Raw genomic sequence first — 24,996 nt, forward strand, 5'->3', positions numbered from 1 at the left:
CCGCCTACTCGTCACGGCGTGCCCCCCTGTGTCCCGCCCAGTCGCGGCGACGGCGTGCCGGGAACCGTCCCAGGTACCGCGTCGCGCTGCTGATTGTCGCCGCTGAGGATCCCGAGCGGCAGGTTCAGCGTCGGAGTCTTCACTCCGGCAGTCATCTGGTCGGTGATCGCCTTGCAGTTGTCGATCAGCGGCTTCATCTGCTGACCGAGCGCTTCGAACTTCGGGTCGCCCGGCTTGAGCTTCGCGACGTCGATGAGCTTGCAGCCCAGACCGTACGGGTCCTGCAGGTCCGTCAGGTCGACGCGCATCTGTAGCGTGCCCGACTCGGCATCGTGAGTATTGACCAGGTTGCTGATCGCGAGCGGGATCGTCACCAGCGCCTCGGCGAGCGAGTCGCGCTGATCTGCGACGGTCTGCGTGACCGATGTCAGGCTCGACAGGTTACCGTCGAGCAGTTCGCGATTGTCCTCGACGAACCGGGCGACATCGCCCAACGCCAGCGACAGCTGGTTCAGCGCGGCCCCGAGATTCTGCTTCTCCCCCGCGAGGAAGCCGCTGAACTCGGAGAGCTGGGTGTTGAACTGCCGGACCTGTGCGTCGTTTGCCGCCAGCGCGCTGACGAAGACCTGCAGATTCTTGACGGTGTCGAAGATGTCCGCGCGCGAATCGGACAGCGTCCGCGCCGCCGCGGACAGCTGCGTGAACGTGTCGCCGAGCGCGTCACCATTGCCGTCGAGATTGGCTGCGGCGGTGTCGACGAGATTCGACAGCGCGCCGTCCTTGTTGGCGCCGTCGGGGCCGAGCGCCTCCGACAGCTCGGTGACGCTCGCGTACAGCTGATCGACCTCGACCGGCGTGGCCGTACGCTCGCGCGGAATAGTCGTCTCGCTCGCCATCTTGTCGCCGCCCGTGTACGCCGGTGTCAGCTGGATGTAGCGGTCCGAGACCACCGACGGCGTCACCTGAGCGGCCTTGGCATCGGCCGGGATGTCCACGCCGCGGTCGACGGTCATCTTGACCTCGACCTGATCGCCCAGCGGGACCACCGAGTCCACGGTGCCGACCTTGACACCGAGCACCCGCACGTCGGAGCCCTCGTAGATGCCGACCGACTTGTCGAAGTACGCGGTGATCTTGGTGGTGCCGGCGTTCTGGAACACCCACCACAGGACTCCGACCGCCACGACCGCGAAAGCAACTACCATCGCGACCGGAATCCACCTGCGGGAACGAGCCCGTGCCTCACTCATCGTCAGTTACCCCCCATGGTGCGCAGCGGCTCACGGTATCCGGGAATCTCGGGGAGACCGGGCGGGATCAGGTTGGTGACGGCAGAGTCGAACCACCGGCCGTTGCCCAGCACGTTCGCGTAGATCCGGTAGAACGGCGCGGCGAGCTCGAGGGACTTGCTGACGTTCTGCTGGTTGTCGTTGAGGATGTCGATCACACCCTGCAGCTGCGTCAGCGCCGGCCCGATCTGCGCCTCGTTGTCGGCCACCAGACCGGTGAGTTCCCGGGACAGCGTCTGCGTGCTGGTGAGCAGCTGGGCGATCGCCTGCTGGCGGGTGTTGAGCTCCGCGAGCAGGGTGCCGCCGTTCGCGAGCACCCTCTCGAACTCGGTGTTGCGGTCCGCGAGGATCTGAGACGTCTGTTTGGTCGCATCGAAGAGCTTCTTGAGCTCTTGATCCCGCTTCGCGATGGTCTCCGACAAACGGGTGACGCCGTCGAGCGATCCGCGGATCTCGTCCGGGGTGCCCGCGAACGCCTGCGACAGCACGTCGAAGCTCGACGCCAGCTGCGTCGTGTCGATCTCCTGCAGCGTGGTCGCCGCATCGCTGAAGGCGTCGATGACGTCATACGGCGATGTAGTTCGCTCGAGCGGGATCCGCACGCTCGGATCCGCGACCTCGGTGCCACGCGGATCCAGCGCCAGATACTTCTGCCCCAGGATCGTCTTGATCTGGATCGACGCGGTGGTCTGATCACCGATCCATGCGTCCTTGGTCTGGAACTTCACGAGTACCCGGTCACCGTCGAGTTCGACGCCGGACACCTTGCCGACCTTCACACCGGCAACTCGAACCTCGTTGCCGGGCTTGAGGCCCGCAGCCTCGGTGAACTCGGCGGTGTACCGGTTGCCGGCGCCGATGATCGGCAGGCTGTCGAGGAAGAATGCCGAGACCGTAGCGAGCAGGATCACCAGGATGCCGAGGGCGCCGGTGACCGCGGGATTGCGTCGTCTGGTCATCGCTCACCGTCCACGTAGTCCGCGTAGCACCGCGGGGCAGCATTCGTGTAGATCGGCTGGTTGATCGTCGGCATGCCGGTCGGCAAGTTCAGGCCGGGCGCCGAACCGGGACCCGCGACCACGTCGATACCACACAGGTAGAACTGGAACCAGGAACCGTAACTGCCCGCGCGGCCCAGCTTCTCCATCTTCACCGGCAGGTTCGCGAGGACCTGGTTCACGTCGTCGGTTCTCTCGTTGATGTGCCCGGCCAGAGTGTTGAGACCCGCGATCGAACCCTGGATCGACGGCCGGGTGGGCACCAGCAGGTCCGCGGTGGCATCCGTCAGGTCCGACAGCGATTGCACCGACCGACCGATCACATCGCGGTCCGCCGACAGTCCGGTCACCAGCCGCTCGGTGTTGACGATCAACTGGTCGACCTGTTCGTCACGCTTGTTCACCGTGTCCAGTACCAGGTTCAGGTTGTCGATCAGTTCGCCGATCACCTGGTCCTTGTCGGCAATAGTGTTCGTCAGCGACGCGGTGTTGGCCACCAACTCCTCGACCGTGCCGCCCTCCCCCTGGAATACCTGAATGATCTGGTACGACAACTTGTTGACGTCGTCGGCGCTGAGTGTCTGGAACAGCGGCCGGAAGCCGTTGAACAGCGTCGTCAGATTGACTGCGGGCTTGGTGCGGTCCAGCGGGATCGTCTCGCCGGCCGTCATCTTGAAGCCCTGCTGTCCGGCACCCTGTTCGAGCGCGATGTACCGCTGTCCGACGAGGTTCCGGAACCGAATGGTGGCGGTCGTGCTCGCCGGCAGCCAGTCGCGGTCGGTCAGCGAGAACTCCACCTGGGCCTCGCGGTCGTCCGCGATGTCGATCTTGGTCACCTGGCCGACCCGGACACCGGCGATACGAACCTCGTCACCCTTGTTCAGTGAGGTGACATCGGTGAACCGCGCACCGAACTTGGTTCCGCCACCGGCGCTCGAGTTCGCGATCGTGAGCGCCAGTGCACCCGTCGCGAAAATGGTGACCACCGCGAAGATCAACAGTTTGATGAGCGGGGCAGCGACCCCTCGCAGCTGTCGCTTCACTTGACACTCACCTCTTTTCCGCGGAGCGCGGGGGCGCCGATCATGGTGGTCCACGACGGCACCTCCTCCGGGTCGATGCCTGCCGCCTGGCCGTAGACGACGGCCAAGGTCTCCCGTTCCATCGGCGACCCGGCGAAGGTCGCCGGTGTTGCCGTCGCGGGCATCGCTGCGAACTGCGGGATCGCGACGTCGGGGATGTTCTGGTCGCCGGCATTGCGGGTCGGCAGCTGGTAGGACCCGTCGTGGATGGAACCACCCGGGTACTGCCCGATGTCGGTCCCCAGCGGTGGCGGCTCGTAGCAGCGCGGCCCACGAGTGTCGATGAGCCGCGGCTCGTCCTGATTGGGCAGGTAGCGCCCGCGCGGGTTGACGAGTTCGATCGTCGCCCGGGCTCCGGGGTTCGGCGAGTTCTCGCCGGTGATCGCACCGGATCGCGCCATGACCTCCGCGAAGTTCGCGAAGGTGCAGCCGAAGGTTCCGGAGTAGGTCGCGAGGATCTCGAGTGCCTCCCGCGAATCGGCGGCGATCGAAATCAGTGAGTCGCGGTTGGTGGTCAGCAGATCAGCGGTGCTCGACCCCGTCGCCGTCACCGTCGTCATCAGCGCATCGATGGACTTGCGTTCCTGGACCACCGTGGCATTCGTCGTGCGCAAGTCATCCAGCGCGTTGATCAACTGCGGCGCAGCGTCGGAGTACGTCTGGGTGAACGTCGCGAAGCTCTGCAACCCCGCCTGCAGGTCGGGCATGCGAGTGTTGACTCCGGCGAAGATCGTGTCGAGCTGGTCGAGGGTGACCCCGATTTTCTCGCCGCGACCGTCGACAGCCTGGGAGAGCGCCCCTAGTGTCGAGGCCAGGCTCTCCGGCGGAATCGCCTGCAGCAGCGGTAGCAGTCCGTCGAGCATCTTCCCGAGCTCGATCGCATTGCCGCTCTTGTCCTGATAAACGGTCGCACCCGCCGCAATCGCGTTGGGGCTCGGGTTCGCCGGGATGACGAGGTCGACATAGCGCTCGCCGAACAACGTCTTCGGTAGCAGCCGGGCGGTCACGTTCGATGGGATCAGATCTGCCTTGTCCGGATCGATTGCCATGACCGACGTGACCTGGCCATTCTCCGTCGATGCGCTGCGTACCTCACCGACAATCAGTCCGCGCACCTTGACGTCGGCGTTGCGCGGCAGCGCATTGCCGACCGTGTCGGTCACCAGAGTCACCTTCACGACCGATGTGAACGCCTTGTTGTAGCTCGCCACGGTTCCCCCCAGGAACAATGCCAAGACCAGGAAGAACACCACTCCCAGCACACGACGCCGGAGTTTCGATGTCGACTCGATCATCCGGCCACCCGCACTGTGGTCGTCGTGCCCCAGATCGCGAGGCTGAGGAAGAAGTCCAGGATCGCGATGGTGACGATGGCGGTACGCACTGCGTGCCCGACAGCGACGCCCACCCCGGCCGGGCCACCGCGAGCATGGAAGCCGTAGTAGCAGTGGATGAGAATCAGTACGAACGCGAAGACCAGCACCTTGCCGAAGGACCACAAGACGTCCTCGGGCGGCAGGAACAAGTTGAAGTAGTGGTCGTACGAGCCGGACGACTGGCCGTTGAACACGGTGCTCACCACGCGCGACGCGAGGTAAGCGGCAAGCAGGCCCACGATGTACAGCGGGATCACCGCCACGAAGCCTGCGATCATCCGGGTGGTGACGAGGAACGGAATACTCGGCACCGCCATCACCTCGAGAGCGTCGATCTCCTCCGAGATCCGCATCGCACCGAGCTGAGCGGTGAAACCACAGCCGACCGTGGCAGACAGCGCGAGCGCCGCCACAATGGGAGCAATCTCCCGGGTGTTGACGTACGCGGAGAGGAAGCCCGTGAGCACCGAGCTACCGATCTGGTCGAGAGCAGCGAAGCCCTGCAGGCCGACGACGACGCCGGTGAACCCGGACATCATCACGATCACACCGATCGTGCCGCCGATGACAGCGAGGGCTCCCGTTCCGAAGGTGACCTCGGCGAGCAGCCTCAGCATCTCCTTGCGATAACGGTGCAGCGTGCGCGGCGTCCATGCGATGGCCCGCGAGTAGAACGACATCTGCTCGCCCGCGTTGTCAAGCACATCCAGGGGCTTTCGTGCCCAACGCCGAGCACGCATCAGCGCGTAGTCACCGCGTCCCCTCGCGATCGTCATCCGCTCACGCCCCCTTCGCCGGAACAACCTGCAGGTACACCATGGTCAGGATGATGTTCGCGAAGAACAGAATCAGGAAGGTGATGACCACCGCCTGGTTCACTGCCTCGCCCACCCCCTTGGGGCCACCTTTCGGCGTGAGCCCCTTGTATGCGGCGATCACGCCGGCGATCACGCCGAAGATGGCCGCTTTGACCTCGGCGATATAGAGGTCCGGCAACTGTGCGAGCGCAGAGAAGGACGCCAGGTATGCACCTGGGGTCCCGCCCTGGAGGACGACGTTGAAGAAATAGCCGCCAGCGATACCGACAACCGACACGAGCCCGTTGAGCAGCACCGCGACGAGCACCATGGCCAACACCCGGGGAACGACGAGCCGTTGGACCGGATCGATGCCGAGCACCTTCATCGCGTCGATCTCTTCGCGAATCGTCCGCGATCCCAGATCGGCGGTGACCGCGGAGCCGGCGGCGCCGGCTATCAGTAGCGCAGTCACGATCGGACTGCCCTGCTGAATCACCGCGAGGACACTGGCGGCACCGGTGAACGAATCAGCTCCGAGCTGTTTGATCAGCGAGCCTGTCTGGAGCGAGACCACGGCACCGAACGGAATCGCGACCAGCGCGGTCGGCAATATCGTCACGCTGGCGATGAACCACGCCTGCTCGATGAACTCCTTGAACTGGAACGGCCGCTTGAAGGTACTGCGGACCACGTCCACGAACAGTTGAACGATATTCCCGGCCTGGGTCAGCGCCCCCGTGACCGGCTTCATCATCGATGTTCGAGTGCCCCCCATGCGCTGGATCCCCTATCCGCGCCCGAATGTGGACTCTTCGAGGCCTCCGTCGTCATACATGGAAAGGACCTGCGTGTCCTCGTTCAGGCTTGCGAGGATCCCTTGCTGCGCCTCGTAGGGAAGCGTGTGCAGGATCTCGCGCACCCGAGCCTGACGACGGCCGACGGCCTGCCGGACCGGCAGCCCTGGCGTGGCCTGCATCTGCGGCACGACGCCACGAACGTCCTCGGTGCCGCCGTGATGGTGGCCGGCGTCGACGAGCGCCTGTTCCTGCGCCATCTGAGCGTCGTCCTTCTCCTCCGACATCCCGATCGGACCGATCTTGCTGCCGTTGAGGAACTGCTTGACGACGGGCTCTTCACTGGTGAGCAACACCTCGCGAGGGCCGAACATCACCAGGTTCTTGCGGAACAGCATGCCCAGGTTGTCGGGCACCGTGCGCGCCAGGTTGATGTTGTGAGTGACGATCAGGATCGTGGCGTCGATCTGGGCATTGATGTCGATCAGCAACTGGCTGAGGTACGTGGTGCGCACCGGATCCAGACCGGAGTCCGGCTCATCGACCAGAATGATCTGCGGGTCGAGCACCAGCGCACGCGCCAGACCGGCGCGCTTGCGCATGCCCCCGGAGATCTCGCCCGGCAGCTTGCCCTCCGCGCCGACCAAACCATTGAGATCGAGCTTCTCCATCACGATCTTGCGGATTTCGGACTCGGACTTCTTCGTGTGTTCGCGCAGAGGGAACGCCACGTTGTCGTACAGGTTCATCGAGCCGAACAGCGCGCCGTCCTGGAACAGGACGCCGAACAGCTTGCGGATCTCGTAGAGCTCACGTGATGAGCACTGCAGGATGTCCGTTCCGTCGATGATGATCGAGCCCTCTTCGGGCCGGAGCAGACCGATCAGGGACTTGAGGAACACGGACTTGCCGGTGCCGGACGGGCCCAGCAGCGCGCTGACCTCTCCAGCCGGCAGCGTGAGTGACACGTCCTGCCAGATCTTCTGAGGGCCGAAAGACTTCGTGAGTCCTTCGACAGCTACCTCGACTCCCACCAATACCTCCTGCGTCAGGCGTGTCGCTCCCACCGTGGGCCCACTGTGGGTTGCGTCACTGTATCGCATCGAAGTGGTACCCATGACAGTGATTCCTACCGATGGGTAAGAAATGAATCACAAAGGGGCGATTGCGACGAGCCTCCCAGCCCCGAAACAGAAAAGAGGGCCGCTCCCAACGGAGCGACCCTCTATTCACTGCATCACTGAGGAAGCAGCGTGAGAACAGCCGTCTTACTTGACGGAGATCTTCGCGCCGGCAGCCTCGAGCTTCTCCTTGGCAGCCTCGGCGGCATCCTTGGCAACCTTCTCCAGGATCGCCTTCGGAGCGCTCTCGACGAGATCCTTGGCTTCCTTCAGGCCCAGGCCGGAGACGACCTCGCGGACGACCTTGATGACCTGGATCTTCTTGTCGCCGGCCGACTCGAGGACGACGTCGAACTCGTCCTGCTCCTCAGCAGCCTCAGCGGCAGCCGGGGCGCCGGCAGCGGCAACGGCAACCGGAGCAGCGGCGGTGACCTCGAAGGTCTCCTCGAACGCCTTCACGAACTCCGAGAGCTCGAGCAGGGTGAGCTCCTTGAACTGGTCCAGCAACTCTTCGGTGGTGAGCTTCGCCATGATGGGCGATCCTTCCTGTTATGTCCCTGTGTCGCCGATCCGCGACCCGGACGAGTGGTGATGAGAGTGATGCGCGGGGTGCGGATCAGCTATTCGGCAGCGGCGTCGGCGGGAGCCTCGACGGCCCCACCCTCCGCAGCCTTCTTCTCCTGCAGCGCAGCGGCCAGACGGGCCATCTGCGACGCGGGAGCATTGAACAGGCCAGCGGCCTTTGCCAAGTTGCCCTTCATAGCGCCGGCCAGCTTGGCCAACAGGACCTCGCGGGACTCGAGGTCCGCGATCCGGTTGACCTGATCCAAGGACAGCGCAGCGCCGTCCATGTAGCCGCCCTTGATGACGAGTGCCTTGTTGTCCTTCGCGAAGGCCTTGATGGCCTTCGCAGCGTCGACCGGCTCGCCCTTGATGAATGCAATGGCGGTCGGACCGACGAACAGATCGTCAAGACCCTCGACGCCCGCCTCAGCAGCGGCGCGCTTGACCAGGGTGTTCTTGGCGACGGAGTAGGTGGCACCCTCTCCGAGAGCGCGTCGCAGCTGCGTCAGACTCGTGACCGACAGACCACGGTATTCCGTGATCACGGCGGCGGTCGAATCCTTGAACTGCTCGGTGATTTCCGTAACTGCGGAAACCTTCTCAGGCTTTGCCATACTTCGCCTCCTCTCGTGACAGTCGTTATCCCACTTCGAACCGCCGCACTCACCTGGGATCGAACCCTGGGAAGCCGGCCCGCGAAATGCAAAACGCCCCGGTGCAGGGCACACGGGGCGTACACGAGGAGATCAGTCCACTCGACCGGAATCGAACCAGGACAATCGTCCCCCACCTCGTCCTCCTGCGTGGGTCGCCGGCATTCACCGGACCTTCAACCGACTCCATTGCTGGGCTCGGTGACCAACGGTCTTGGGTAGAACATGATTTGGGGTGGAATTCGCATTCAGCACCGAACTCCAACGAGGAGCGTACCCGAGCCCGGGGAACATCACCAAGTCGCGGCGACATCCGCGCCCCGGAACGCGATGTGGATCACAGGACTTCGGAGCACCGGGACCGACCGTCACCCCGCCGACGCCGAAGGCCGGCACAGAAAAATCTCTGCACCGGCCTTCGATGTCTATCGGGTCGCGAGAAGTCGCGATCTACTCGCCATCCTCGAGGAGGTTGCGGGTACGGTTCGGATCCACCGGGATGCCCGGTCCGGTGGTGGTCGAAACCGTGACCTTCTTGACGTAGCGGCCCTTGGCCGACGACGGCTTCGCACGCAGGATCTCGTCCAGTGCCGCACCGTAGTTCTCGACCAGCTTGGCTTCGTCGAACGAGGCCTTGCCGATCACGAAGTGCAGGTTCGCCTGCTTGTCGACGCGGAAGTTGATCTTGCCGCCCTTGATGTCCGCGACAGCCTTCGCGACATCGGGGGTGACCGTGCCGGTCTTCGGGTTCGGCATCAGGCCACGCGGTCCGAGGACACGGGCGATGCGGCCGACCTTGGCCATCTGGTCAGGGGTGGCGATCGCGGCGTCGAAGTCGGTCCAACCGCCCTGGATGCGCTCGATCAGGTCCTCGGAGCCCACTGCGTCGGCACCGGCGGCCTCGGCCTCGGCGGCCTTCTCGCCAACGGCGAAGACGACGACGCGGGCGGTCTTACCTGTGCCGTGCGGCAGGTTGACCGTGCCACGAACCATCTGGTCCGCCTTGCGGGGGTCGACGCCCAGACGGACGGCAACCTCGACGGTCGCGTCCATCTTGCTCGACGAGGTCTCCTTGGCCAGCTTCGCAGCCTGCAAGGGGCTGTAGAGCGTGTCCGCGTCGATCTTCTCAGCGGCGGCGAGGTACGCCTTGCTGCGCTTTGCCATTTCTTCTGTCCTTACTTCTCACCCTGGGCGTTCGACCCGGATGAATGGTTCAGTTGTGGTTGCGGGCCTGGCCGGCCCTCCCACGGATGAAAAACCCGCTGTCCAGTGCGAGCTTCCGCTGCACTCAGCCCTCGACGGTGATGCCCATCGAACGCGCAGTGCCGGCGATGATCTTCGCGGCCGCGTCGATGTCGTTCGCGTTGAGGTCTTCCTGCTTGGTCTTGGCGATCTCGCGCAGCTGATCCATGGTCACGGACGCGACCTTGGTCTTGTGCGGCTCGCCGGAGCCCTTCTGCACACCAGCAGCCTTGAGCAGCAGCTTGGCAGCCGGAGGAGTCTTCAACTTGAAGTCGAAGGACCGGTCTTCGTAGACGGAGATCTCGACAGGGATGACGTTGCCGCGCTGGGACTCAGTCGCCGCGTTGTAAGCCTTGCAGAACTCCATGATGTTCACGCCGTGCTGACCGAGCGCGGGACCCACGGGCGGGGCAGGGTTCGCCTGACCAGCCTGGATCTGAAGCTTGATGAGCCCGGCGAGCTTCTTCTTCTTGGGGGGCATCTTCGTTCCTTGTTTCTTACTGGGTGTGTTTCTTGCGAACTGCGTGCAAGTGTAGGGGCGCGTCTCTGACGAGACCGCTCTAGATCTTCGCGACCTGATTGAAGGACAGCTCCACTGGGGTCTCACGTCCGAAGATCGAGACGAGAACCTTGAGCTTCTGCTGCTCGGCATTGACCTCGCTGATGCTCGCCGGCAAGGTGGCGAACGGGCCGTCCATGACGGTGACCGACTCGCCGACCTCGAAGTCGACCTCGATAACCGGCTTGGCTGCGGTCTCGCCGGCCGAGTCGCCCGAGGTTGCTGCCGCGGTCGCTGGCTTCTTCTGCCCTTGCTGCGGCATGAGGAACTTGACGACCTCGTTGAGCGACAACGGCGACGGGCGCGACGTGGCGCCGACGAATCCGGTGACACCGGGGGTGTTTCGCACCGCGCCCCACGACTCGTCGTTGAGCTCCATACGCACGAGGATGTAGCCGGGAAGAATCTTGCGATTGACCTGCTTGCGCTGGCCGTTCTTGATCTCGGTGACCTCTTCGGTGGGAACCTCCACCTGGAAGATGTAGTCACCGACGTCGAGGTTCTGGACGCGGGTCTCGAGGTTGGCCTTCACCTTGTTCTCGTACCCGGCGTAGGAGTGAATGACGTACCAGTCACCGGGTGCGCGCCGTAGCGCCGCCTTCATCTCGGCAACAGGATCGACGGCTTCCTCGGTGACCTCGGGAGCCTCCTCCGTCACGGCACCGTCCTCGGCCTGTTCGCCGGTAGCGTCGACGGCGTCCTCGACCGCCACGTCGGCAGACACACCGTCTTCGGATACCGCCTCGGCCGAAACACGCTCCTCGGCCATAGCCTTGTCAGAGTCGTTCTCGGGGGTGCTCACTGGAGGCACTCTTCCTCTCGTCAATCACATCGTTCGGGAACGCCGACGGGCGCGCCCGGTTAGCCGAACAGCCAGGTGACGCCCTTGATGAATCCAAGGTCGAGAAGGCTGATGAACGTCACCATGAAGGCGACGAACACGAGCACCACGCTGGTGTAGGTGATCATCTGCTTGCGATTGGGCCAGATGACCTTACGGAGCTCGGCAATCACTTCGCGCAGGAAGCGGCGAAGCCGCTTGAAGATGTTCGGCTTGGCTGGCTTGTCTGCCTTGCGGGCGCTCTTGGACGAATCCTTGGCCGGCTTTGCCGCTGACTTGACGGCGACCTTCGACTCCGCAGACTTGGCGGAGGATGCGGCGACCATGGGTTCGCCAGCGCCGGCGCGGCGCGCGGAGCGCTTGCCACTCGGCTTGCCCGACGGGGCCGCAGTGGCGGCCCTCTCGTCGGCTGCGGACTGACCGGTTACGGCCTCGTCAGCGGAGGCGTCGGCGCGTGAGTTCGCGTCGGCTGAATCGTCGACAGGGCCGAAGTCCGCAGACTCGGGAGTGCTGCCGTCGCGCTTACCGCGCTCCTCGCTCACCGTCGTTCCTCTCAGTCGCTGGCCATCCGGGTGCAGGGGCGACAGGACTTGAACCTGCAACCTGCGGTTTTGGAGACCGCTGCTCTGCCAGTTGAGCTACGCCCCTTTGGACGACCGATTGAGCAGGTCGACCCATCTGCGATTACATGACATGCGCGCTACCCTCCGCGGCCTTTACCAGCACCGTAGGGCAGCGCGCAGCGCCTGAGTAACCCCAGAAATCTCAGTGTACTTCAATGACCCGGAACAAACCCAATCCGCCCGGCACTCAGGCCAAACGGACCGTTGCAGTGGCCCGACCGAAGATCTTACGACCCTCCGAACGAGCCACGATTGCGACTACTGCAGTCTTGCTGTCGGAGTCCACCGACTTCACCTTGCCAGTGAACTCCACTTCGGCAGCCTTGTCGGCCGCCACGTACACCGGGCTGGTGAACCGAACATTGTACTCGGTCACTGCGCCCGGATCTCCCAGCCACGACGAGACGAATCCGCCGCCAAGGCCCATCGTGAGCATCCCGTGTGCCACGACATCCGGCAGACCTGCCAGCCGGGCGACATGGTCGCTCCAATGGATCGGGTTGGGATCACCCGAAACCCCAGCGTAGTTGACGAGGTTACCCCGAGTCAGGGTGACGACGCGCTCGGGCAGTTCGTCGCCGACAGCGACGTCCTCGAACCTACGGAGCGACATGCATCATCACATCCTTGACAGCGTGCGCGATGTTCTCGTCGACTTCACCGCCGGAGCGCGCGACGAGCGTGGTCCAGGTGGTCTGCACCAGTTCGCCGTTCACATCGGAGATGACATTCTTGGTCACGATGATGTCACTGCCCGCGACCTGGCGGAACGATTCCAAGAACACATCGCAGATCAGCCGATCGCCGGCCTGCAGCGGCCTGTGGAACACCAAGCGCTGGTCGGTCTGCATGATCTGACTGAGGTCGTAACCCGTGACGATCTCCTCGAACAGCTTGCGCTGCGCGAGCATGCCGACGATCGAGACGAAGGTGAGTGGTGCGAGCAGACCGTCGTAACCGAGGACCTTCGCCGCATCTTCGTCGTGATGGGCAGGATGGTCATCGAGTACCGCGCGTGCGTACTCGCGGACCTTTTCCCGGCCGATCTCGTAGAAGTCGGTGACTCGATAGTGGTGCCCGACCATCGCTGCCGCGTGTGCGGCGGGGTCGAACATCACCTCAGGCTCTCTCACGACCGTCTCTGTCACAGCAAAACACCTACCTGCCCTGTAGACGCGACATCGTTAGGGCAGTGGAGACAGTGAACCTAACGCGCGAGCGTCGACTCCGAGAAGAAGAACTTACTTGGACTCGCGATGCGCCTGATGGGTGCCGCAGTTCGGGCAGAACTTCTTCAGCTCGAGACGATCGGGATCGTTGCGGCGGTTCTTCTTGGTGATGTAGTTACGGTGCTTGCATACCTCGCAGGCCAAAGTGATCTTGGGCCGTACGTCAGTCGAGGAGGCCACTGGACGCCTTCTTTCGCTTGAATCTGATCAGGAGACGATCAGGGTGGATCATTCATCTTGTGTAGCGGTGACCGGACTTGAACCGGCGACGCAACGATTATGAGTCGTTTGCTCTACCAACTGAGCTACACCGCCTCGGTGTCGAGTGTCGCGCGAATACTGCGGCACCACAATCCAGCGAGCCCCCTGACGGAATCGAACCGTCGACCTTTTCCTTACCATGGAAACGCTCTGCCGACTGAGCTAAGGGGGCGTGGCTGTCCGGCGCATCTCTGCGCGCTTAAGCCTCCAGAAGATTACACAGACCTTCGCTTCACCACCAAATTGGCAGCTCAGGCCAGGTAAATCGAAGGTCGCCCAGAGCACTTGCGTTCCCACGATCGGATGCCTCACGGACAGCAGGCTCCGCTCCTGCGCATCAGCCTCGGCAACCGCGGCGAACGCTGCCGCGTCGCCGCACCCGAATCGGAACGCGAGGCCGTCGACGACTCCGCCCGGCCCGCCATGCGCGGGCTCCCGGACGCTGCAGTCTCGCGCGGACGTTTCGTTCGTATCGATCAGGTGCAGACCCACTGGCGCAGACCACCCCGCGCAAATCACACAGTGTCGATGTGTGGCGGGATCACTACGGTCCCCACAGGGACCCGGAAAACAGTTCAGCCCCGACCCATTCAGGGTCGGGGCTGAACTTGTGTGGCAGGTGTAGGATTCGAACCTACGTAGGCATAAGCCGACGGATTTACAGTCCGCTCCCATTGGCCGCTCGGGCAACCTGCCTGGCTGCAAGCAGAGTTTGTTACTCGCTCCGATGCGTATCGAAGAATACAACGACCCACCCCCCGATATGCAAACCGGGTGGATACAGGCGGTTGCGAACCGATAGCGTCAGTGACACCCACCGCTGTGTGAGTGGGTTGACCGCGATGAAATTTGGGAGTGTGCAGTGGCTGATTCGTCCTTCGATGTGGTGAGCAAAGTCGATCGGCAGGAAGTGGACAACGCTCTGCATCAGGCCGCGAAGGAACTGGTGACTCGGTTCGACTTCCGCAACACCGGTGCGAGCATCGAGTGGTCCGGCGAGGAAACCATCACCCTGACCGCCGACACCGAGGAGCGCCTCAAGGCCGCGCTCGACGTGTTCAAGGAAAAGCTGATCCGTCGCGACATCTCGCTCAAGGCGTTCGACGCCGGCGAGCCCGCGCAGTCCGGCAAGATCTACAAGCTCAGCGGTTCGCTGGTCCAGGGCATCAGCAGCGAGAACGCGAAGAAGATCTCGAAGAAGATCCGCGATGAGGGCCCCAAGGGCGTCAAGGCCCAGATCCAGGGCGAGGAGCTGCGCGTGAGCAGCAAGAAGCGGGACGACCTGCAGGCCGTGATCTCGTTGCTCAAGGGGGAGGATTTCGGAATCGCCCTGCAGTTCGTGAACTACCGCTGATCGATCGGTGTCCGGACTCGCACCGTACGTCGCACCGGCCGCACACCATCCGATTACCCGGAAGGTGTGCGGTCTGCGGCCGGCAGCGTCGGCTCAGAACTCTCGATAGGTGGGCGGCAGACCGCCGTCGGACGGGCCGCCGCCGGCCATTTTCTCCAGACGGGCAATCCGGTCGGCCATCGGCGGATGTGTGGAGAACATCCGGCTCATCTTGTCGCCGGCCCGGAACGGGTTCGCGATCATCATGTGCGACTGCGCCGCGATCTTCGGCTCCGGCGGTAGCGGCGCCGCCTGGGTGCCACGCTCGAGCTTGCGCAGCGCCGACGCCAGGGCCAGTGGGTCGCCGGTGAGCTCCGCCCCCGACTGGTCCGCCTGGTACTCGCGCGAGCGGGACACCGCGAGCTTGACGACGGTCGCCGCGATGGGGCCCAGCAATGACACCAGCAGCAGCGCAAGCGGGTTGGCGCCCTGCCCGCCCCGGCCACCGAACATGTTCGCGAAGAGCGCCATGTTCGCCAGGCCGGAGATGACGGCCGCCATCGCACCTGCCACCGATGAGATCAGAATGTCGCGGTTGTAGACATGGGAGAGCTCGTGCCCGAGCACTGCACGCAGCTCCCGCTCATCCAGGATGTCGAGGATGCCGCTGGTGCAGCAGACGGCGGCGTGACGCGGATTGCGTCCCGTGGCAAAGGCGTTGGGGGCCGCTGTGGGGCTGATGTACAGCCGCGGCATCGGCTGATGAGCAGCCGTTGCGAGCTCCCGCACGATCTTGTAGATGACCGGGGCCTGAACCTCGGTGATGGGCTGCGCGTGCATAGCCCGCAGCGCCAGCTTGTCGCTGTTGAAGTACGCATATGCATTGGTGCCCACGGCTAGCAGGATCGAGAAGATCAGGATGTTCCGATTCTGGAACAACGAGCCGATGAAGATGATCAGCGCCGACATTCCAACCAGCAGACCGAACGTCTTGGCACCGTTTGCGTAACCGTGCACGACTCGCCTCTTCCCTGTTCACCGACGCCGGATCCCGGCCGGCATCTTTCCTGACAACGAACCAGCCCGGCGAGACGGTTCCCGGACTGGTGGACACGCTATGCCGGACTGACGTCAGCCCACACGTTCGACGGTGTAGTCGACCAGACGCGCCAGCGCCGCACTGGCCGGACCCTGCGGCAGTTCGGCCAGCTCGGCGCGCGCCCGATCGGCGTACTCACCGAGCTTGGCCTTCGCAGCGGCCATACCCGGGGACCGCTCGAGCAGCGCGAGCGCCTCGGCTACGGCCGCGTCCTCGGTGACCGGGCCGTCGAGCAGCTCGCGCAGTCGGTCGCCGTCGGCGCCCTCCTCACGCAGCGCGTACAGCACGGGCAGCGTGTGCACGCCCTCGCGCAGATCGGTTCCCGGCGTCTTACCGGACTGCTCGGACGCAGACGAGATGTCGATGATGTCGTCGGAGATCTGGAACGCGGTGCCGACGGCGTCACCGAGGCGTTCGAGCCTCGCGATCTGATCGGCACCGGCGCCGGAGAAGGTTCCGCCGAAGCGCCCGCTGGCCGCGATGAGCGAGCCGGTTTTCTCCCACACCACCTTGAGGTAGTGCTCGATCGGATCCTGTGGTTCCCTGACGCCGATCGTCTCGCGCATCTGACCGGTGACCAGCTCGGCAAAGGTCTCGGCGATGATCCGTACGGCCTCCGGCCCGAGCGTGGACACCAGGCGCGAGGCATGCGCGAACAGGTAGTCACCGGCGAGGATGGCAATGCTGTTTCCCCAGCGGGCATTTGCGCTGGGTGCCCCGCGGCGCATGGTGGCCTCGTCCATGACATCGTCGTGATACAGCGTCGCCAAGTGGACGAGCTCGACGACGGTGGCGGCGGTGACCACCGACGGATCCGACGCATTGGGCCCGAGCTGCGCGGTGAGCACCGTGAACAATGGCCGGAAGCGCTTGCCGCCGGCCTTCGCGAGGTGCAAGGCCGCCTCGGTGAGGAAGTCCTCCCCGTCGGACAGCTCGCTGACCATGAGGTCCTCGACGCGGGCGAGACCGTCACGGACCACGTCGGCCAGCTGCTGGTCGCCGAGATCCACGCCGGCCACGACGGTGCTGGACCCCGCTGCGGCCGCGGCCTGCTCCGACCCCTCAGTGCTCACGATGTCAGTACCCATTCCTGTAGTCGGTGACGCCTCGGTAACCACGCTAGTGAACCTAGCGGTTTCTCCGGCCATCACCCCACCTGCCCTCGCCGCGGTGCACGAACCTCGCCTGAGAAGATACTGGGGTGGTGGCCGAACATTTCCCGACCGCTGGGTCCGATGCTGCACCGACCCTGCCCGCAAGCACAGATGTCCTGGTTGTCGGCGCGGGCCCGGCCGGTTCCGCGGCGGCCGACTGGGCCGCACGCAGCGGCCGTGACGTCCTCCTCGTCGATGCCGCCACATTCCCCCGAGACAAGACGTGCGGCGACGGCCTGACACCGCGCGCGGTGGCCGAGCTCGACCGGCTGGGCCTCGGCACGTGGGTCCGGGAACACACGGTCAACCGGGGGCTGCGCCTGACCGGCTGGGGTCGTGAACTCGAGCTGCCCTGGCCCGGCGGCACCCTCCCCCACATCGGGAGCGCCGTGCGCCGCACCGAGCTCGACGACCGGCTTCGACAGGCAGCAGTGAAATCGGGTGCGCAGATGGTCCAGGGCGCCAAGGCAGTCGGGGTCGAACGCGAGGGCGACCGGGTGCGCGCGGTGACAATGAAGACGGCCGACGGCACCCGGACTGTCGCGTGCTCGAGGCTGATCGTCGCCGATGGCGTCCGGTCGACGCTCGGCAAGCAGCTGGGTCGCGAGTGGCATCGCGACACCGCGTTCGGCGTGGCGGCGCGCGCGTACGCAACGTCCGGGCGCAGCGACGATCCATGGATCACCTCGCACCTCGAGCTGCGCGACGAGGCGGGCACCGTCCAACCCGGCTACGGCTGGGTGTTCCCCCTCGGGACCGGTGAGGTCAACATCGGCGTGGGCACGCTCGCGACTGCCAAACGTCCCGCACCGGGGGCGTTGCGGCCGCTGCTCGAGCTGTACGTTGCGCAGCGGCGAGCCGAGTGGCAGCTGGACGGTGACGTGCGCTCGGTGGCGTCGGCGCTGCTGCCGATGGGCGGCGCGGTCTCGGGTGTCGCGGGCCGCAACTGGGCGCTGATCGGCGACGCTGCGGCCTGTGTGAATCCGCTCAACGGCGAGGGCATCGACTATGGCCTCGAAGGTGGACGGCTGATCGCTGAGGTCCTCGACCGGGACGACCTGAGCGACGTGTGGCCGGCGATCCTGCGGGAGCGTTACGGCCACGCGTTCTCGATCGCGCGCCGCCTCGCCGGCCTGCTGACGCTGGCCCGGTTCCTGCCGGCGTCGGGGCCTGTCGCGCTGCGCTCGCGCGCCCTGATGACCGTCGCGGTACGGGTGATGGGCAATCTCGTCACCGAAGAGGATCTGGATCTGACCGCCCGCGCGTGGCGGGCATCCGGGGCAGCGTCGCTGCGCCTCGACACCCGCCCGCCGTTCAGCTGAGTTTGCGCACACTCGTCACTCGGCTGCCTGGCCCGCAACCCAGGTGGCAATCTGCGCTCGGGAGGTGAACCCGAGTTTGGAGAGGATGTGCTCCACGTGGCCCTCCGCGGTGCGCTGGGCGATGACCAATTCGGAGGCGATCTCCTTGTTCGTCAGACCCCGGGCGACCAGCTCGGCGACCTGCCGTTCGCGCCGGGTAAGGGTGTGCGCATCCGCGGTCCGCGGCTCCGCCGGTGTCGCCGGGGGCGTCTTCTCCTCGAGTGCATAATCGACAGCATCTTCGAAGGACATCGCGCCGCCACGCGCGAATGCGGCGTCGAATTCTCGTTCCCCCAGAACACGGCGGATCTGCCTCCGGCACTCCTCATGATGGACGACCGTCGTCGGAATGGCCGCGGGCGGCGTACCCATCGCCCGGCTGAGCGATTCCGCAGCACCGGACAGGACCGCGGCACGTTCCGATCGGCCGTCAGCGCAGGTCCAGGCGAGAAGTTCGATACAACCTTCGGCCGCGAAGTGGTCGTCGACCATCCGGGAGAGCCGCAGCGAATCGACCGCCAGAGCCGAGGCCCGCTCGGCATCTCCCCGCGTCCACATCTGCAGACCGAGCAGCCACATGGCGCGCGCACGGTACTCGGATTCGCCGAGCGCAGCCGTGATCGACATGACTTCCTCGTGACATGCGACGGCCTGCTCGACGTCACCGCACATGCCGCGCACAATGCCCAATCCCTGTAACGCCAGAACAGTCAGGTGTGTGTCGCCCGCCGCGCGGAACGATGCGAGCGCATCCGTCAGCGAACCCACGGCACCGTCGAGATCGCCGCTGACCATCGCCATCCGTCCGGCCCCGTGCGTGACCAGAGCGAGCGAGTCCGCATCCCCGAGCTCGTCGGCCAGGCGCCTGGCATGCGCCACGAGTGCCGCCCCTTCCGCTAAGTCGCTCTGCATGCCCGCGAACTGCCCCGCCGCGCACAGTGCCCGGACCCGATCCGCTCCGGGACGGTCATCGCTGCCGGAGACGGCGCGTGCGATCCAGTGCCGTCCCTCACCCAGCATGCCGCGACACAACCAGTACTCATGCAATGCCGCCGCAATCCTCACCGCTGCACCCGCCTCGCCTGGCTCGTGCAGGCAGTACTCGAGTGCGCTCCGGATGTTCGATTGCTCGGCGAACAATGTCCGCATCCAGTGCGCCTGCCGCGCACCGATCCACTCCCGGTCCGCTTGCAGCACCAGCCCTTCGAACCAGTCCCGGTGCCTTCGCCGGGCATTCGACAACTCACCCGTGGCCGCGAGTTGCTCCTGGCCATACTGGCGGAGCGTTTCGAGCATGCGATACCGGACCCCGTGATTGGCCTTCTCGCTGAGCAGGATCGACTTGTCGACCAGCGACGCAACCACGTCGAGTAGATCCTCCGGCGGCAACTCCCGCCCGCAAACGAACTCGGCCGCCTCGAGATCGAATCCTCCGGAGAACACCGACAGCCTCGCCCATGCCACCCTTTCGTCAGGCGTGCACAGCTCGTGGCTCCAGTCGACACACAGCCTGAGCGTCTGCTGCCGGGTCGGTGCGACTCTGCTCCCGTCGGTGAGAAGCCGATAGCGGTCGGAGAGACGGTTCCGTATCTGGTCCGCGGACATCGCCCGCATGCGGGCGGCGGCGAGCTCGATCGGCAGCGGCAATCCGTCCAGCCGATGACAAATCCAGGCGACCGCGGGGCGATTGTGTTCGGTGATGTCGAAACCTGGAAGCACCGACGCGGCCCGCTCGGCGAACAGCGTCACCGCCTCGCTCTCGGGGATGCCGGGCTTCGACCGTGGCCGGCCCGGATCGGGGGCAACCATGGGCGGCACCCGCAGCACCACCTCGCCGCCGATTCCGAGCGCCTCACGACTGGTGGCGAGAATGCGCAGATCCGGACATCTGCGAAGCAATGACTCCGTGAGTACCGCGACCGCATCGACCAGGTGCTCGCAGTTGTCGAGAACGATCAGTGCGCGTCGCTCGACCAGATACTCGACCAGCAGTTCGCGAGCCGGCCGCGACGACTGATCCCGCAACCCGAAGACGCCGGCGACAGTCTCTGCGAGCAGCGCGGGGTCGTGCAGTTCATCGAGTTCCACGAACCAGACCCCGTCAGGGAACGCCCGCTCCGACGCCTTCGCAACCCTCAGTGCGAGACGTGTCTTACCGACCCCACCGATTCCGGTCAACGTCAGCAGGTGTGCGGTCGTCAGCAACCTGCGAGCCTCGGCGACCTCCGCGCGTCGGCCGACGAAACTCGTCAACTCCACCGGAAGATTCCCGACTCTGCGGCGGCTCATGGATGTGGTCGGCATAGGCAACGCACTCGCCTCTCGCGGAGTCCCCTGCCGTCACGCTACGCCGACGACGAACGAGATACACGATTCGCTGACCGGTATCTGCACTGGTGTATCAGCGGGTCGCGCGGTGCAGCGCCACGACGCCGCCGGTGAGGTTGCGCCACTGTACGTTCCGCCAGCCGGCGGCCTCGATACGCAGCGCAAGTTCCTCCTGTGTCGGCCATGCACGGATGGACTCGGCGAGGTAGACGTAGGCGTCGGGATTGCTGCTGACGGCCCGCGCGACCCGCGGCAGCGCCTTCATCAGGTACTCCATGTAGACGGTGCGGAACGGACCGAAGACCGGGGTGGAGAACTCGCTCACCACGAGCCGTCCGCCCGGTTTGGTGACGCGGGCGATCTCGCGCAGTCCGGCGTCGAAGTCGGAGACGTTGCGCAGGCCGAACGAGATGGTCGCGGCGTCGAACACATTGTCGGCGTACGGCAGATTCATCGCGTCGCCCGCGACCATCGGGACCTTGCGGCCGACACCGGCCTGCAACATGCCCTTGGAGAAGTCGGTGGCCACCACCCAGGCGCCGGAGCGGCCGAGCTCGACGGTGGAGACGCCGGTTCCGGCCGCGAGGTCCAGCACCCGCTCCCCCGGCTTCAGGTCCAGGGCCGCCCGCGTGGCCTTGCGCCAGCTGCGGTCCTGACCGAACGAGACCACCGTGTTCGTCAGGTCGTATCGCTTGGCGACACCGTCGAACATGGACGCGACCTCGTGCGGATCCTTCGCGAGCGAGGCCCGCGACCCGTGTGTAGTTGCCACGGTCGGCAACGCTACCAACCGGGTCACACGTCGACGTCCGCCGCCGGACTCTCCCGGCTCCCATCCGGCGCGGGCGAGCCTGCGAGTGAGCGCGCCTTGCCACGCGCCCACGGAACGAGCATCACGACAACCGCAATCGTCACCGAGGAACCCAAGACGGCACCCGCGAGGACGTCGTGCGGGTAATGCACACCCTGCAGGACACGTGCCAGGCCGACGAGCGCCGCCAGTGCAATCACGAGACCGCGCTGGCGCGTCGACAGCAGCCGCTCGGACGCGAGCACGATCGCCGTCGCGAGGCCGACAGCGATGACGGTATGACTGCTCGGGAACGACCAGTCCCCCGCAGCGGGGCAGTCCGCGAGGGACAGCTCGACACGGCATGGCCGATCCTCGCCGACCAGCAACTTGACCGCCATGCTGAGTCCGTACGCGATGCCGACGCCGGCACCGCCCATCAGCAACTCCCCCAGGTACGGCGATCGGGTGCGCCACATCTGGGCGGCGAGCACCCCGAACACCGCGACGAGCGCGAGCAGCGCGACGTCGGCGATCAAGCCGATACCCGGCAGGCCCGAGGTGTGCGGGACGATCGCGCGATAGATCGCGGCGCTGACGCCACGCAGCAGATACAGCACCACGACTACTACCGCGGCACCGATCAGCATCATCCCGGCGCGCTCCGAACTCCTTCGCATCCGACCGAGTCTAGAAACCCTTCCTGAGCGAACTTCTCAGGAACTCCTGGTAGGCGACTTCCGGCGCAGAATCAGCAATGTGGGCAGTGTGATCAGCCACGTCACCACGATCACCGAGCCTGCCGGCACGATCGCGACGCGCGCGTCGCGCCCGGCGACCCGGACGAGATCGGGTTCGCTGCGCGCGTACTCGACGTCGATGCGCTGCCCCGCGGTGAGCTTGGTCGGGTAGAGCACGCCGAGTACCGGATTGTGGGTGATGCCGTCCGGAGTCACGAAACTCACGGCCGACCGCAGCGATCCCGCAGAGAGCACCTCGGCGGTCGCGGTGCCCATGTCGGACTCGATGGTGTGGTCGTTGCGCCACGCCGCGAGGATCAGCAGCACCGCGAGCACCGAGATACTGGTGGCGACGACGACGATCGTCACCGCCGCGCGATGCGCGGCTCGGGGGCTCATGACCGCCTCACAGCTGCGCCCGCACCGACGCGTGCAGATCACGCAGCCCGGACCGTTCGGTCGCCACCTCGAGCACCCGGACGCCCTCTCCCGGCGTCATGAGCGCAGCGGTCAGTTCCGCCAGACCCACCCGGCGATGCGGGACGCGGTAGGCGGCACACAGCGCAGCCAGATCCATGCCGTGCGGGGTGCCGAAGACCCGCTCGAACACGCCGGCGTACTGCGGATCGCCCTGCTCGAGCAGCTCGAAGATGCCGCCGCCGTCGTCGTTCGCGACCACGATCGTCAGGTCGGCTGGACGTGGCTCGCCGGTGCCGATCAGCAGGCCGGACGCGTCGTGCAGAAACGTGAGATCCCCGAGCAGCGCGACCGTCCGGCCCTCGCTCTCGTAAGCGAGTGCCGCGCCGACGGCGGTCGAGACGGTGCCGTCGATGCCTGCGACACCGCGGTTGGAGAGCACCTTCACACCCGGCCGCGGGTAGCTGACGAGCGCGGCATCCCGGACCGGGTTCGACGCCCCGAGTAGCAACTGGTCGCCGTCGGTGAGGGCATCCATGATCGCCGCCGCGACGTGCAGCCCGGTGGTCTTCGGATGCGCGGACAGCTGCGAACGCACCGCCTTGTCGGCGTGCTCGGTCAGGTGCCGGCACCGCGCGAGCCACACCGGATCAGGCTCCCCCGCGACCACCGCGCGGGTACCGGTGGCGAGCACGTTGCCGGAGACGTCGGGCCAGCGCGGACCGGTGGTGAGCGCATACACCGCGACGGCCGGATCGGCGAGCAGCTTCGAGACCGGACGGTGCAGCGTCGGCCGCCCGGTGATGATCGCCTGTCGCGGCTTGAGCTGCGGCAGCACCAGCGGATGCAGCGGCGGCCCGTGCAGCGGTGCGGTCGGTTCGGCGACGGTCGGCAGATGTGCCAGTTCGGGCCGGAGGGCGGAGCCGTGGCCGGAGATCACGACCGTGTCGGCGGTGACGTCGAGGTCCATCGGGACGTCCAGCGTCGCGTTCACGGTAGTGGTCCAGGCCGCACCACCGGGCCGGCCCTGGGGAACGAGGCCCTGCGGGCGTAGGTCCGGCACCAGCGGCTCGCGCAACGGGATGTCGAAGTGAACGGGACCGGCGTTGCCGGAGCGCGTGCCGCGGGCGGCCGCGAGGACGCGGCACACGGCGCTGCGCCACTGGCTGTTCTGCTCGTCGAAGCGGAGACCGCGCTGCGACTCGTCACCGGCCTCCTCGGCGAGGCCGAGGCTGATCGTCGCGCGGACCTGGCTGCCGAACAGTCCCAACTGTTCGACGGTCTGGTTGGCACCGGTACCGAGCATCTCGTAGGGCCGGTTGGCGCTGAGCACGATCAGCGGGATGCGCGCGTAGTTGGCCTCGAGCACCGCCGGTCCGAGGTTGGCAACCGCGGTCCCCGACGTCATGACGATCGGGACGGGTCGGCCACTGGAGACCGCGAGGCCGATCGCCAGGAAACCGGCGGTGCGCTCATCGATCCGCATGTGCAGGCGGAGCCGTCCGGCGGCATCGGCAGCCTGTAGCGCGAAGGCGAGCGGGGCGTTGCGCGAACCCGGACAGAGCACAACCTCGTGCACCCCGCCCCGGACCAGTTCGTCGACGACGGCGGTGGCTTGTGCAGTGGACGGATTCACGCCTTCCAGATTGGCAGACGCGGCGGTCGAGGTCCCAGGCGGCATCTGTACTCGGTCACTGCAACGATGGTCGGCATGGTGCGCACAGTCTTCGACCCCGCCGAGATGGTTCCGGGCCGTTTCTATCCGTTACTGACCGCGTCGGTGGTGCCCCGACCCATCGCCTGGGTCTCGAGTCTGTCCGCGGACGGCGTGCCGAATCTTGCGCCGTACAGCTTCTTCACCGTGTCGAGCGTGAGCCCTCCGGTGGTGCAGTTCACGTCGGTCACCCGCAAGGACAGTCTCCGCAACATCGAGGCGACGGGCGAGTTCGTCGTCAACCTCGCGACGGAAAGGATGGTCGACCAGGTCAACGCGAGTTCGGCGCCGTACGAACCGGGCGCGGACGAGTTCACGGCCCTCGGTATCGCGAGCGAGCCCAGCGAGCGGGTGCGGGTGCCCCGGGTAACGGACTCACCGATCGCGATCGAGTGCTCGCTGCGCCAGGTGATCGAGGTGGGCACCTCATTCGTCGTGATGGGTGACGTGCTGGCGGTGGCGGTGCGACCCGACGCTCTTGCCGACGACGGCCTGCCGGAGTTCACCGCGATCGCACCGCTGAGCAGACTCGGCCGCGACGAATGGGGTCTGACACCGCCAGTGCGCCGCATCAGCCGGCCGACTGGCTGACGCCTGTGCGCGGTTGTCGAGTCCCTAGGCTCGACAA

26 protein-coding genes and 4 tRNA genes are annotated in these 24,996 nt (G+C 65.7%); 3 read left to right on the forward strand and 27 right to left on the reverse strand.

Translation table 11 applies throughout. The features are described from left to right. Positions 1 to 11 precede the first annotated feature (11 nt). From ERC79_RS06470 to ERC79_RS06565, 20 genes are all read right to left on the reverse strand, one after another. Positions 12 to 1,250 (reverse strand): MCE family protein, encoded by a 1,239-nt coding sequence (locus ERC79_RS06470; RefSeq protein ID WP_131576745.1) that lies wholly within the window; start codon positions 1,248 to 1,250, stop codon positions 12 to 14. 2 nt (positions 1,251 to 1,252) lie between these two features. Further along, positions 1,253 to 2,248: an MCE family protein gene (locus ERC79_RS06475; protein WP_131576747.1), complete on the reverse strand. Its 996-nt coding sequence runs from the start codon at positions 2,246 to 2,248 to the stop codon at positions 1,253 to 1,255. After that, complete coding sequence (locus tag ERC79_RS06480) at positions 2,245 to 3,318, reverse strand: MCE family protein (RefSeq protein WP_131580798.1); 1,074 nt, start codon at positions 3,316 to 3,318, stop codon at positions 2,245 to 2,247. The genes ERC79_RS06475 and ERC79_RS06480 overlap by 4 nt, the downstream gene beginning before the upstream one ends. Positions 3,319 to 3,326: 8 nt before the next feature. Then, positions 3,327 to 4,664, reverse strand: coding sequence for an MCE family protein (locus ERC79_RS06485; protein WP_131576749.1), 1,338 nt, complete (start codon positions 4,662 to 4,664; stop codon positions 3,327 to 3,329). Next, positions 4,661 to 5,521 carry an ABC transporter permease gene (locus ERC79_RS06490; RefSeq protein ID WP_131576750.1) on the reverse strand — a complete coding sequence of 287 codons (861 nt, stop codon included), beginning with the start codon at positions 5,519 to 5,521 and terminating at the stop codon, positions 4,661 to 4,663. The genes ERC79_RS06485 and ERC79_RS06490 overlap by 4 nt, the downstream gene beginning before the upstream one ends. Before the next feature lie 4 nt (positions 5,522 to 5,525). After that, complete coding sequence (locus ERC79_RS06495; protein WP_131576752.1) at positions 5,526 to 6,320, reverse strand: ABC transporter permease; 795 nt, start codon at positions 6,318 to 6,320, stop codon at positions 5,526 to 5,528. Between the two features lie 12 nt (positions 6,321 to 6,332). Next, entirely contained in the window at positions 6,333 to 7,376 is a 1,044-nt protein-coding gene (locus ERC79_RS06500) for an ATP-binding cassette domain-containing protein (protein WP_278249733.1), read from the reverse strand. A gap of 231 nt (positions 7,377 to 7,607) precedes the next feature. Beyond that, a complete protein-coding gene (gene rplL / locus ERC79_RS06505; protein WP_131576753.1) occupies positions 7,608 to 7,991 on the reverse strand; it encodes a 50S ribosomal protein L7/L12 in 384 nt (127 codons plus the stop codon). Between the two features lie 89 nt (positions 7,992 to 8,080). Further along, on the reverse strand, positions 8,081 to 8,638 hold the full coding sequence (rplJ, locus tag ERC79_RS06510) for a 50S ribosomal protein L10 (protein ID WP_131576755.1): 558 nt from the start codon (positions 8,636 to 8,638) through the stop codon (positions 8,081 to 8,083). Positions 8,639 to 9,127: 489 nt separating this feature from the next. Further along, entirely contained in the window at positions 9,128 to 9,841 is a 714-nt protein-coding gene (gene rplA, locus ERC79_RS06515; RefSeq protein WP_131576756.1) for a 50S ribosomal protein L1, read from the reverse strand. A gap of 124 nt (positions 9,842 to 9,965) precedes the next feature. Beyond that, entirely contained in the window at positions 9,966 to 10,400 is a 435-nt protein-coding gene (gene rplK, locus ERC79_RS06520; protein WP_131576757.1) for a 50S ribosomal protein L11, read from the reverse strand. A gap of 79 nt (positions 10,401 to 10,479) precedes the next feature. Beyond that, a complete protein-coding gene (nusG, locus tag ERC79_RS06525) occupies positions 10,480 to 11,280 on the reverse strand; it encodes a transcription termination/antitermination protein NusG (RefSeq protein ID WP_131576759.1) in 801 nt (266 codons plus the stop codon). Between the two features lie 59 nt (positions 11,281 to 11,339). After that, complete coding sequence (gene secE / locus ERC79_RS23350; protein ID WP_165497045.1) at positions 11,340 to 11,861, reverse strand: preprotein translocase subunit SecE; 522 nt, start codon at positions 11,859 to 11,861, stop codon at positions 11,340 to 11,342. Positions 11,862 to 11,894: 33 nt separating this feature from the next. Continuing rightward, a tRNA-Trp gene (locus tag ERC79_RS06535) sits at positions 11,895 to 11,967 on the reverse strand. Positions 11,968 to 12,129: 162 nt separating this feature from the next. After that, the gene (hadB, locus tag ERC79_RS06540; protein ID WP_131576761.1) at positions 12,130 to 12,555 is read right to left on the reverse strand and encodes a (3R)-hydroxyacyl-ACP dehydratase subunit HadB; all 426 of its coding nucleotides are present in this window, start codon (positions 12,553 to 12,555) and stop codon (positions 12,130 to 12,132) included. Next, entirely contained in the window at positions 12,542 to 13,057 is a 516-nt protein-coding gene (gene hadA, locus ERC79_RS06545) for a (3R)-hydroxyacyl-ACP dehydratase subunit HadA (RefSeq protein WP_131580805.1), read from the reverse strand. Before hadA ends, hadB begins: the two co-directional genes overlap by 14 nt. Before the next feature lie 126 nt (positions 13,058 to 13,183). Then, positions 13,184 to 13,351 (reverse strand): 50S ribosomal protein L33, encoded by a 168-nt coding sequence (gene rpmG / locus ERC79_RS06550; RefSeq protein ID WP_031937658.1) that lies wholly within the window; start codon positions 13,349 to 13,351, stop codon positions 13,184 to 13,186. 62 nt (positions 13,352 to 13,413) lie between these two features. Continuing rightward, positions 13,414 to 13,486, reverse strand: a tRNA-Met gene (locus tag ERC79_RS06555). Between the two features lie 45 nt (positions 13,487 to 13,531). Continuing rightward, positions 13,532 to 13,604, reverse strand: a tRNA-Thr gene (locus tag ERC79_RS06560). A 441-nt stretch (positions 13,605 to 14,045) separates the two neighbouring features. After that, positions 14,046 to 14,128, reverse strand: a tRNA-Tyr gene (locus ERC79_RS06565). 166 nt (positions 14,129 to 14,294) lie between these two features. Between ERC79_RS06565 and ERC79_RS06570 the strand changes: the two genes are divergently transcribed. After that, positions 14,295 to 14,786: a YajQ family cyclic di-GMP-binding protein gene (locus tag ERC79_RS06570; protein ID WP_131576762.1), complete on the forward strand. Its 492-nt coding sequence runs from the start codon at positions 14,295 to 14,297 to the stop codon at positions 14,784 to 14,786. 93 nt (positions 14,787 to 14,879) lie between these two features. Here ERC79_RS06570 and htpX read toward each other — a convergent pair whose 3' ends face one another. After that, complete coding sequence (htpX, locus tag ERC79_RS06575; protein WP_131576764.1) at positions 14,880 to 15,782, reverse strand: zinc metalloprotease HtpX; 903 nt, start codon at positions 15,780 to 15,782, stop codon at positions 14,880 to 14,882. Between the two features lie 114 nt (positions 15,783 to 15,896). After that, a complete protein-coding gene (locus ERC79_RS06580; protein ID WP_131576765.1) occupies positions 15,897 to 16,952 on the reverse strand; it encodes a polyprenyl synthetase family protein in 1,056 nt (351 codons plus the stop codon). A gap of 116 nt (positions 16,953 to 17,068) precedes the next feature. Here ERC79_RS06580 and ERC79_RS06585 point away from each other — a divergent pair, with 116 nt between their 5' ends. Further along, entirely contained in the window at positions 17,069 to 18,340 is a 1,272-nt protein-coding gene (locus ERC79_RS06585) for a geranylgeranyl reductase family protein (protein WP_131576767.1), read from the forward strand. 15 nt (positions 18,341 to 18,355) lie between these two features. Here ERC79_RS06585 and ERC79_RS06590 read toward each other — a convergent pair whose 3' ends face one another. The 5 genes from ERC79_RS06590 to menD all read right to left on the reverse strand — a co-directional run bounded on the left by ERC79_RS06590 (position 18,356) and on the right by menD (position 24,290). After that, entirely contained in the window at positions 18,356 to 20,638 is a 2,283-nt protein-coding gene (locus ERC79_RS06590) for a LuxR C-terminal-related transcriptional regulator (protein WP_242676757.1), read from the reverse strand. A gap of 142 nt (positions 20,639 to 20,780) precedes the next feature. Beyond that, positions 20,781 to 21,479, reverse strand: a complete 699-nt coding sequence (locus tag ERC79_RS06595; RefSeq protein WP_131576770.1) for a demethylmenaquinone methyltransferase — start codon at positions 21,477 to 21,479, stop codon at positions 20,781 to 20,783. A gap of 23 nt (positions 21,480 to 21,502) precedes the next feature. Next, entirely contained in the window at positions 21,503 to 22,177 is a 675-nt protein-coding gene (locus tag ERC79_RS06600; protein WP_278249724.1) for a phosphatase PAP2 family protein, read from the reverse strand. 36 nt (positions 22,178 to 22,213) lie between these two features. Then, complete coding sequence (locus ERC79_RS06605) at positions 22,214 to 22,636, reverse strand: DUF3592 domain-containing protein (protein WP_131576771.1); 423 nt, start codon at positions 22,634 to 22,636, stop codon at positions 22,214 to 22,216. Between the two features lie 7 nt (positions 22,637 to 22,643). Continuing rightward, on the reverse strand, positions 22,644 to 24,290 hold the full coding sequence (gene menD / locus ERC79_RS06610) for a 2-succinyl-5-enolpyruvyl-6-hydroxy-3-cyclohexene-1-carboxylic-acid synthase (protein ID WP_131576773.1): 1,647 nt from the start codon (positions 24,288 to 24,290) through the stop codon (positions 22,644 to 22,646). A gap of 78 nt (positions 24,291 to 24,368) precedes the next feature. Here menD and ERC79_RS06615 point away from each other — a divergent pair, with 78 nt between their 5' ends. Next, the gene (locus ERC79_RS06615; RefSeq protein WP_131580810.1) at positions 24,369 to 24,959 is read left to right on the forward strand and encodes a flavin reductase family protein; all 591 of its coding nucleotides are present in this window, start codon (positions 24,369 to 24,371) and stop codon (positions 24,957 to 24,959) included. The last annotated feature ends 37 nt before the right edge of the window (positions 24,960 to 24,996 follow it).

Source organism: Rhodococcus sp. ABRD24 (genome assembly GCF_004328705.1).
Lineage (GTDB): Bacteria > Actinomycetota > Actinomycetes > Mycobacteriales > Mycobacteriaceae > Prescottella.

Excerpts from the sequence above, each read along its gene's own strand:
- ERC79_RS06470 (WP_131576745.1), bottom strand. The coding sequence starts at position 1,250 with ATGAGTGAGGCACGGGCTCGTTCCCGCAGGTGGATTCCGGTCGCGATG.
- ERC79_RS06475 (WP_131576747.1), bottom strand. The coding sequence starts at position 2,248 with ATGACCAGACGACGCAATCCCGCGGTCACCGGCGCCCTCGGCATCCTG.
- ERC79_RS06485 (WP_131576749.1), bottom strand. The coding sequence starts at position 4,664 with ATGATCGAGTCGACATCGAAACTCCGGCGTCGTGTGCTGGGAGTGGTG.
- ERC79_RS06490 (WP_131576750.1), bottom strand. The coding sequence starts at position 5,521 with ATGACGATCGCGAGGGGACGCGGTGACTACGCGCTGATGCGTGCTCGG.
- ERC79_RS06495 (WP_131576752.1), bottom strand. The coding sequence starts at position 6,320 with ATGGGGGGCACTCGAACATCGATGATGAAGCCGGTCACGGGGGCGCTG.
- rplL (WP_131576753.1), bottom strand. The coding sequence starts at position 7,991 with ATGGCGAAGCTCACCACCGAAGAGTTGCTGGACCAGTTCAAGGAGCTC.
- rplJ (WP_131576755.1), bottom strand. The coding sequence starts at position 8,638 with ATGGCAAAGCCTGAGAAGGTTTCCGCAGTTACGGAAATCACCGAGCAG.
- rplA (WP_131576756.1), bottom strand. The coding sequence starts at position 9,841 with ATGGCAAAGCGCAGCAAGGCGTACCTCGCCGCCGCTGAGAAGATCGAC.
- rplK (WP_131576757.1), bottom strand. The coding sequence starts at position 10,400 with ATGCCCCCCAAGAAGAAGAAGCTCGCCGGGCTCATCAAGCTTCAGATC.
- hadB (WP_131576761.1), bottom strand. The coding sequence starts at position 12,555 with ATGTCGCTCCGTAGGTTCGAGGACGTCGCTGTCGGCGACGAACTGCCC.
- hadA (WP_131580805.1), bottom strand. The coding sequence starts at position 13,057 with ATGTTCGACCCCGCCGCACACGCGGCAGCGATGGTCGGGCACCACTAT.
- ERC79_RS06580 (WP_131576765.1), bottom strand. The coding sequence starts at position 16,952 with ATGGGTACTGACATCGTGAGCACTGAGGGGTCGGAGCAGGCCGCGGCC.
- ERC79_RS06600 (WP_278249724.1), bottom strand. The coding sequence starts at position 22,177 with ATGCGAAGGAGTTCGGAGCGCGCCGGGATGATGCTGATCGGTGCCGCG.
- ERC79_RS06605 (WP_131576771.1), bottom strand. The coding sequence starts at position 22,636 with ATGAGCCCCCGAGCCGCGCATCGCGCGGCGGTGACGATCGTCGTCGTC.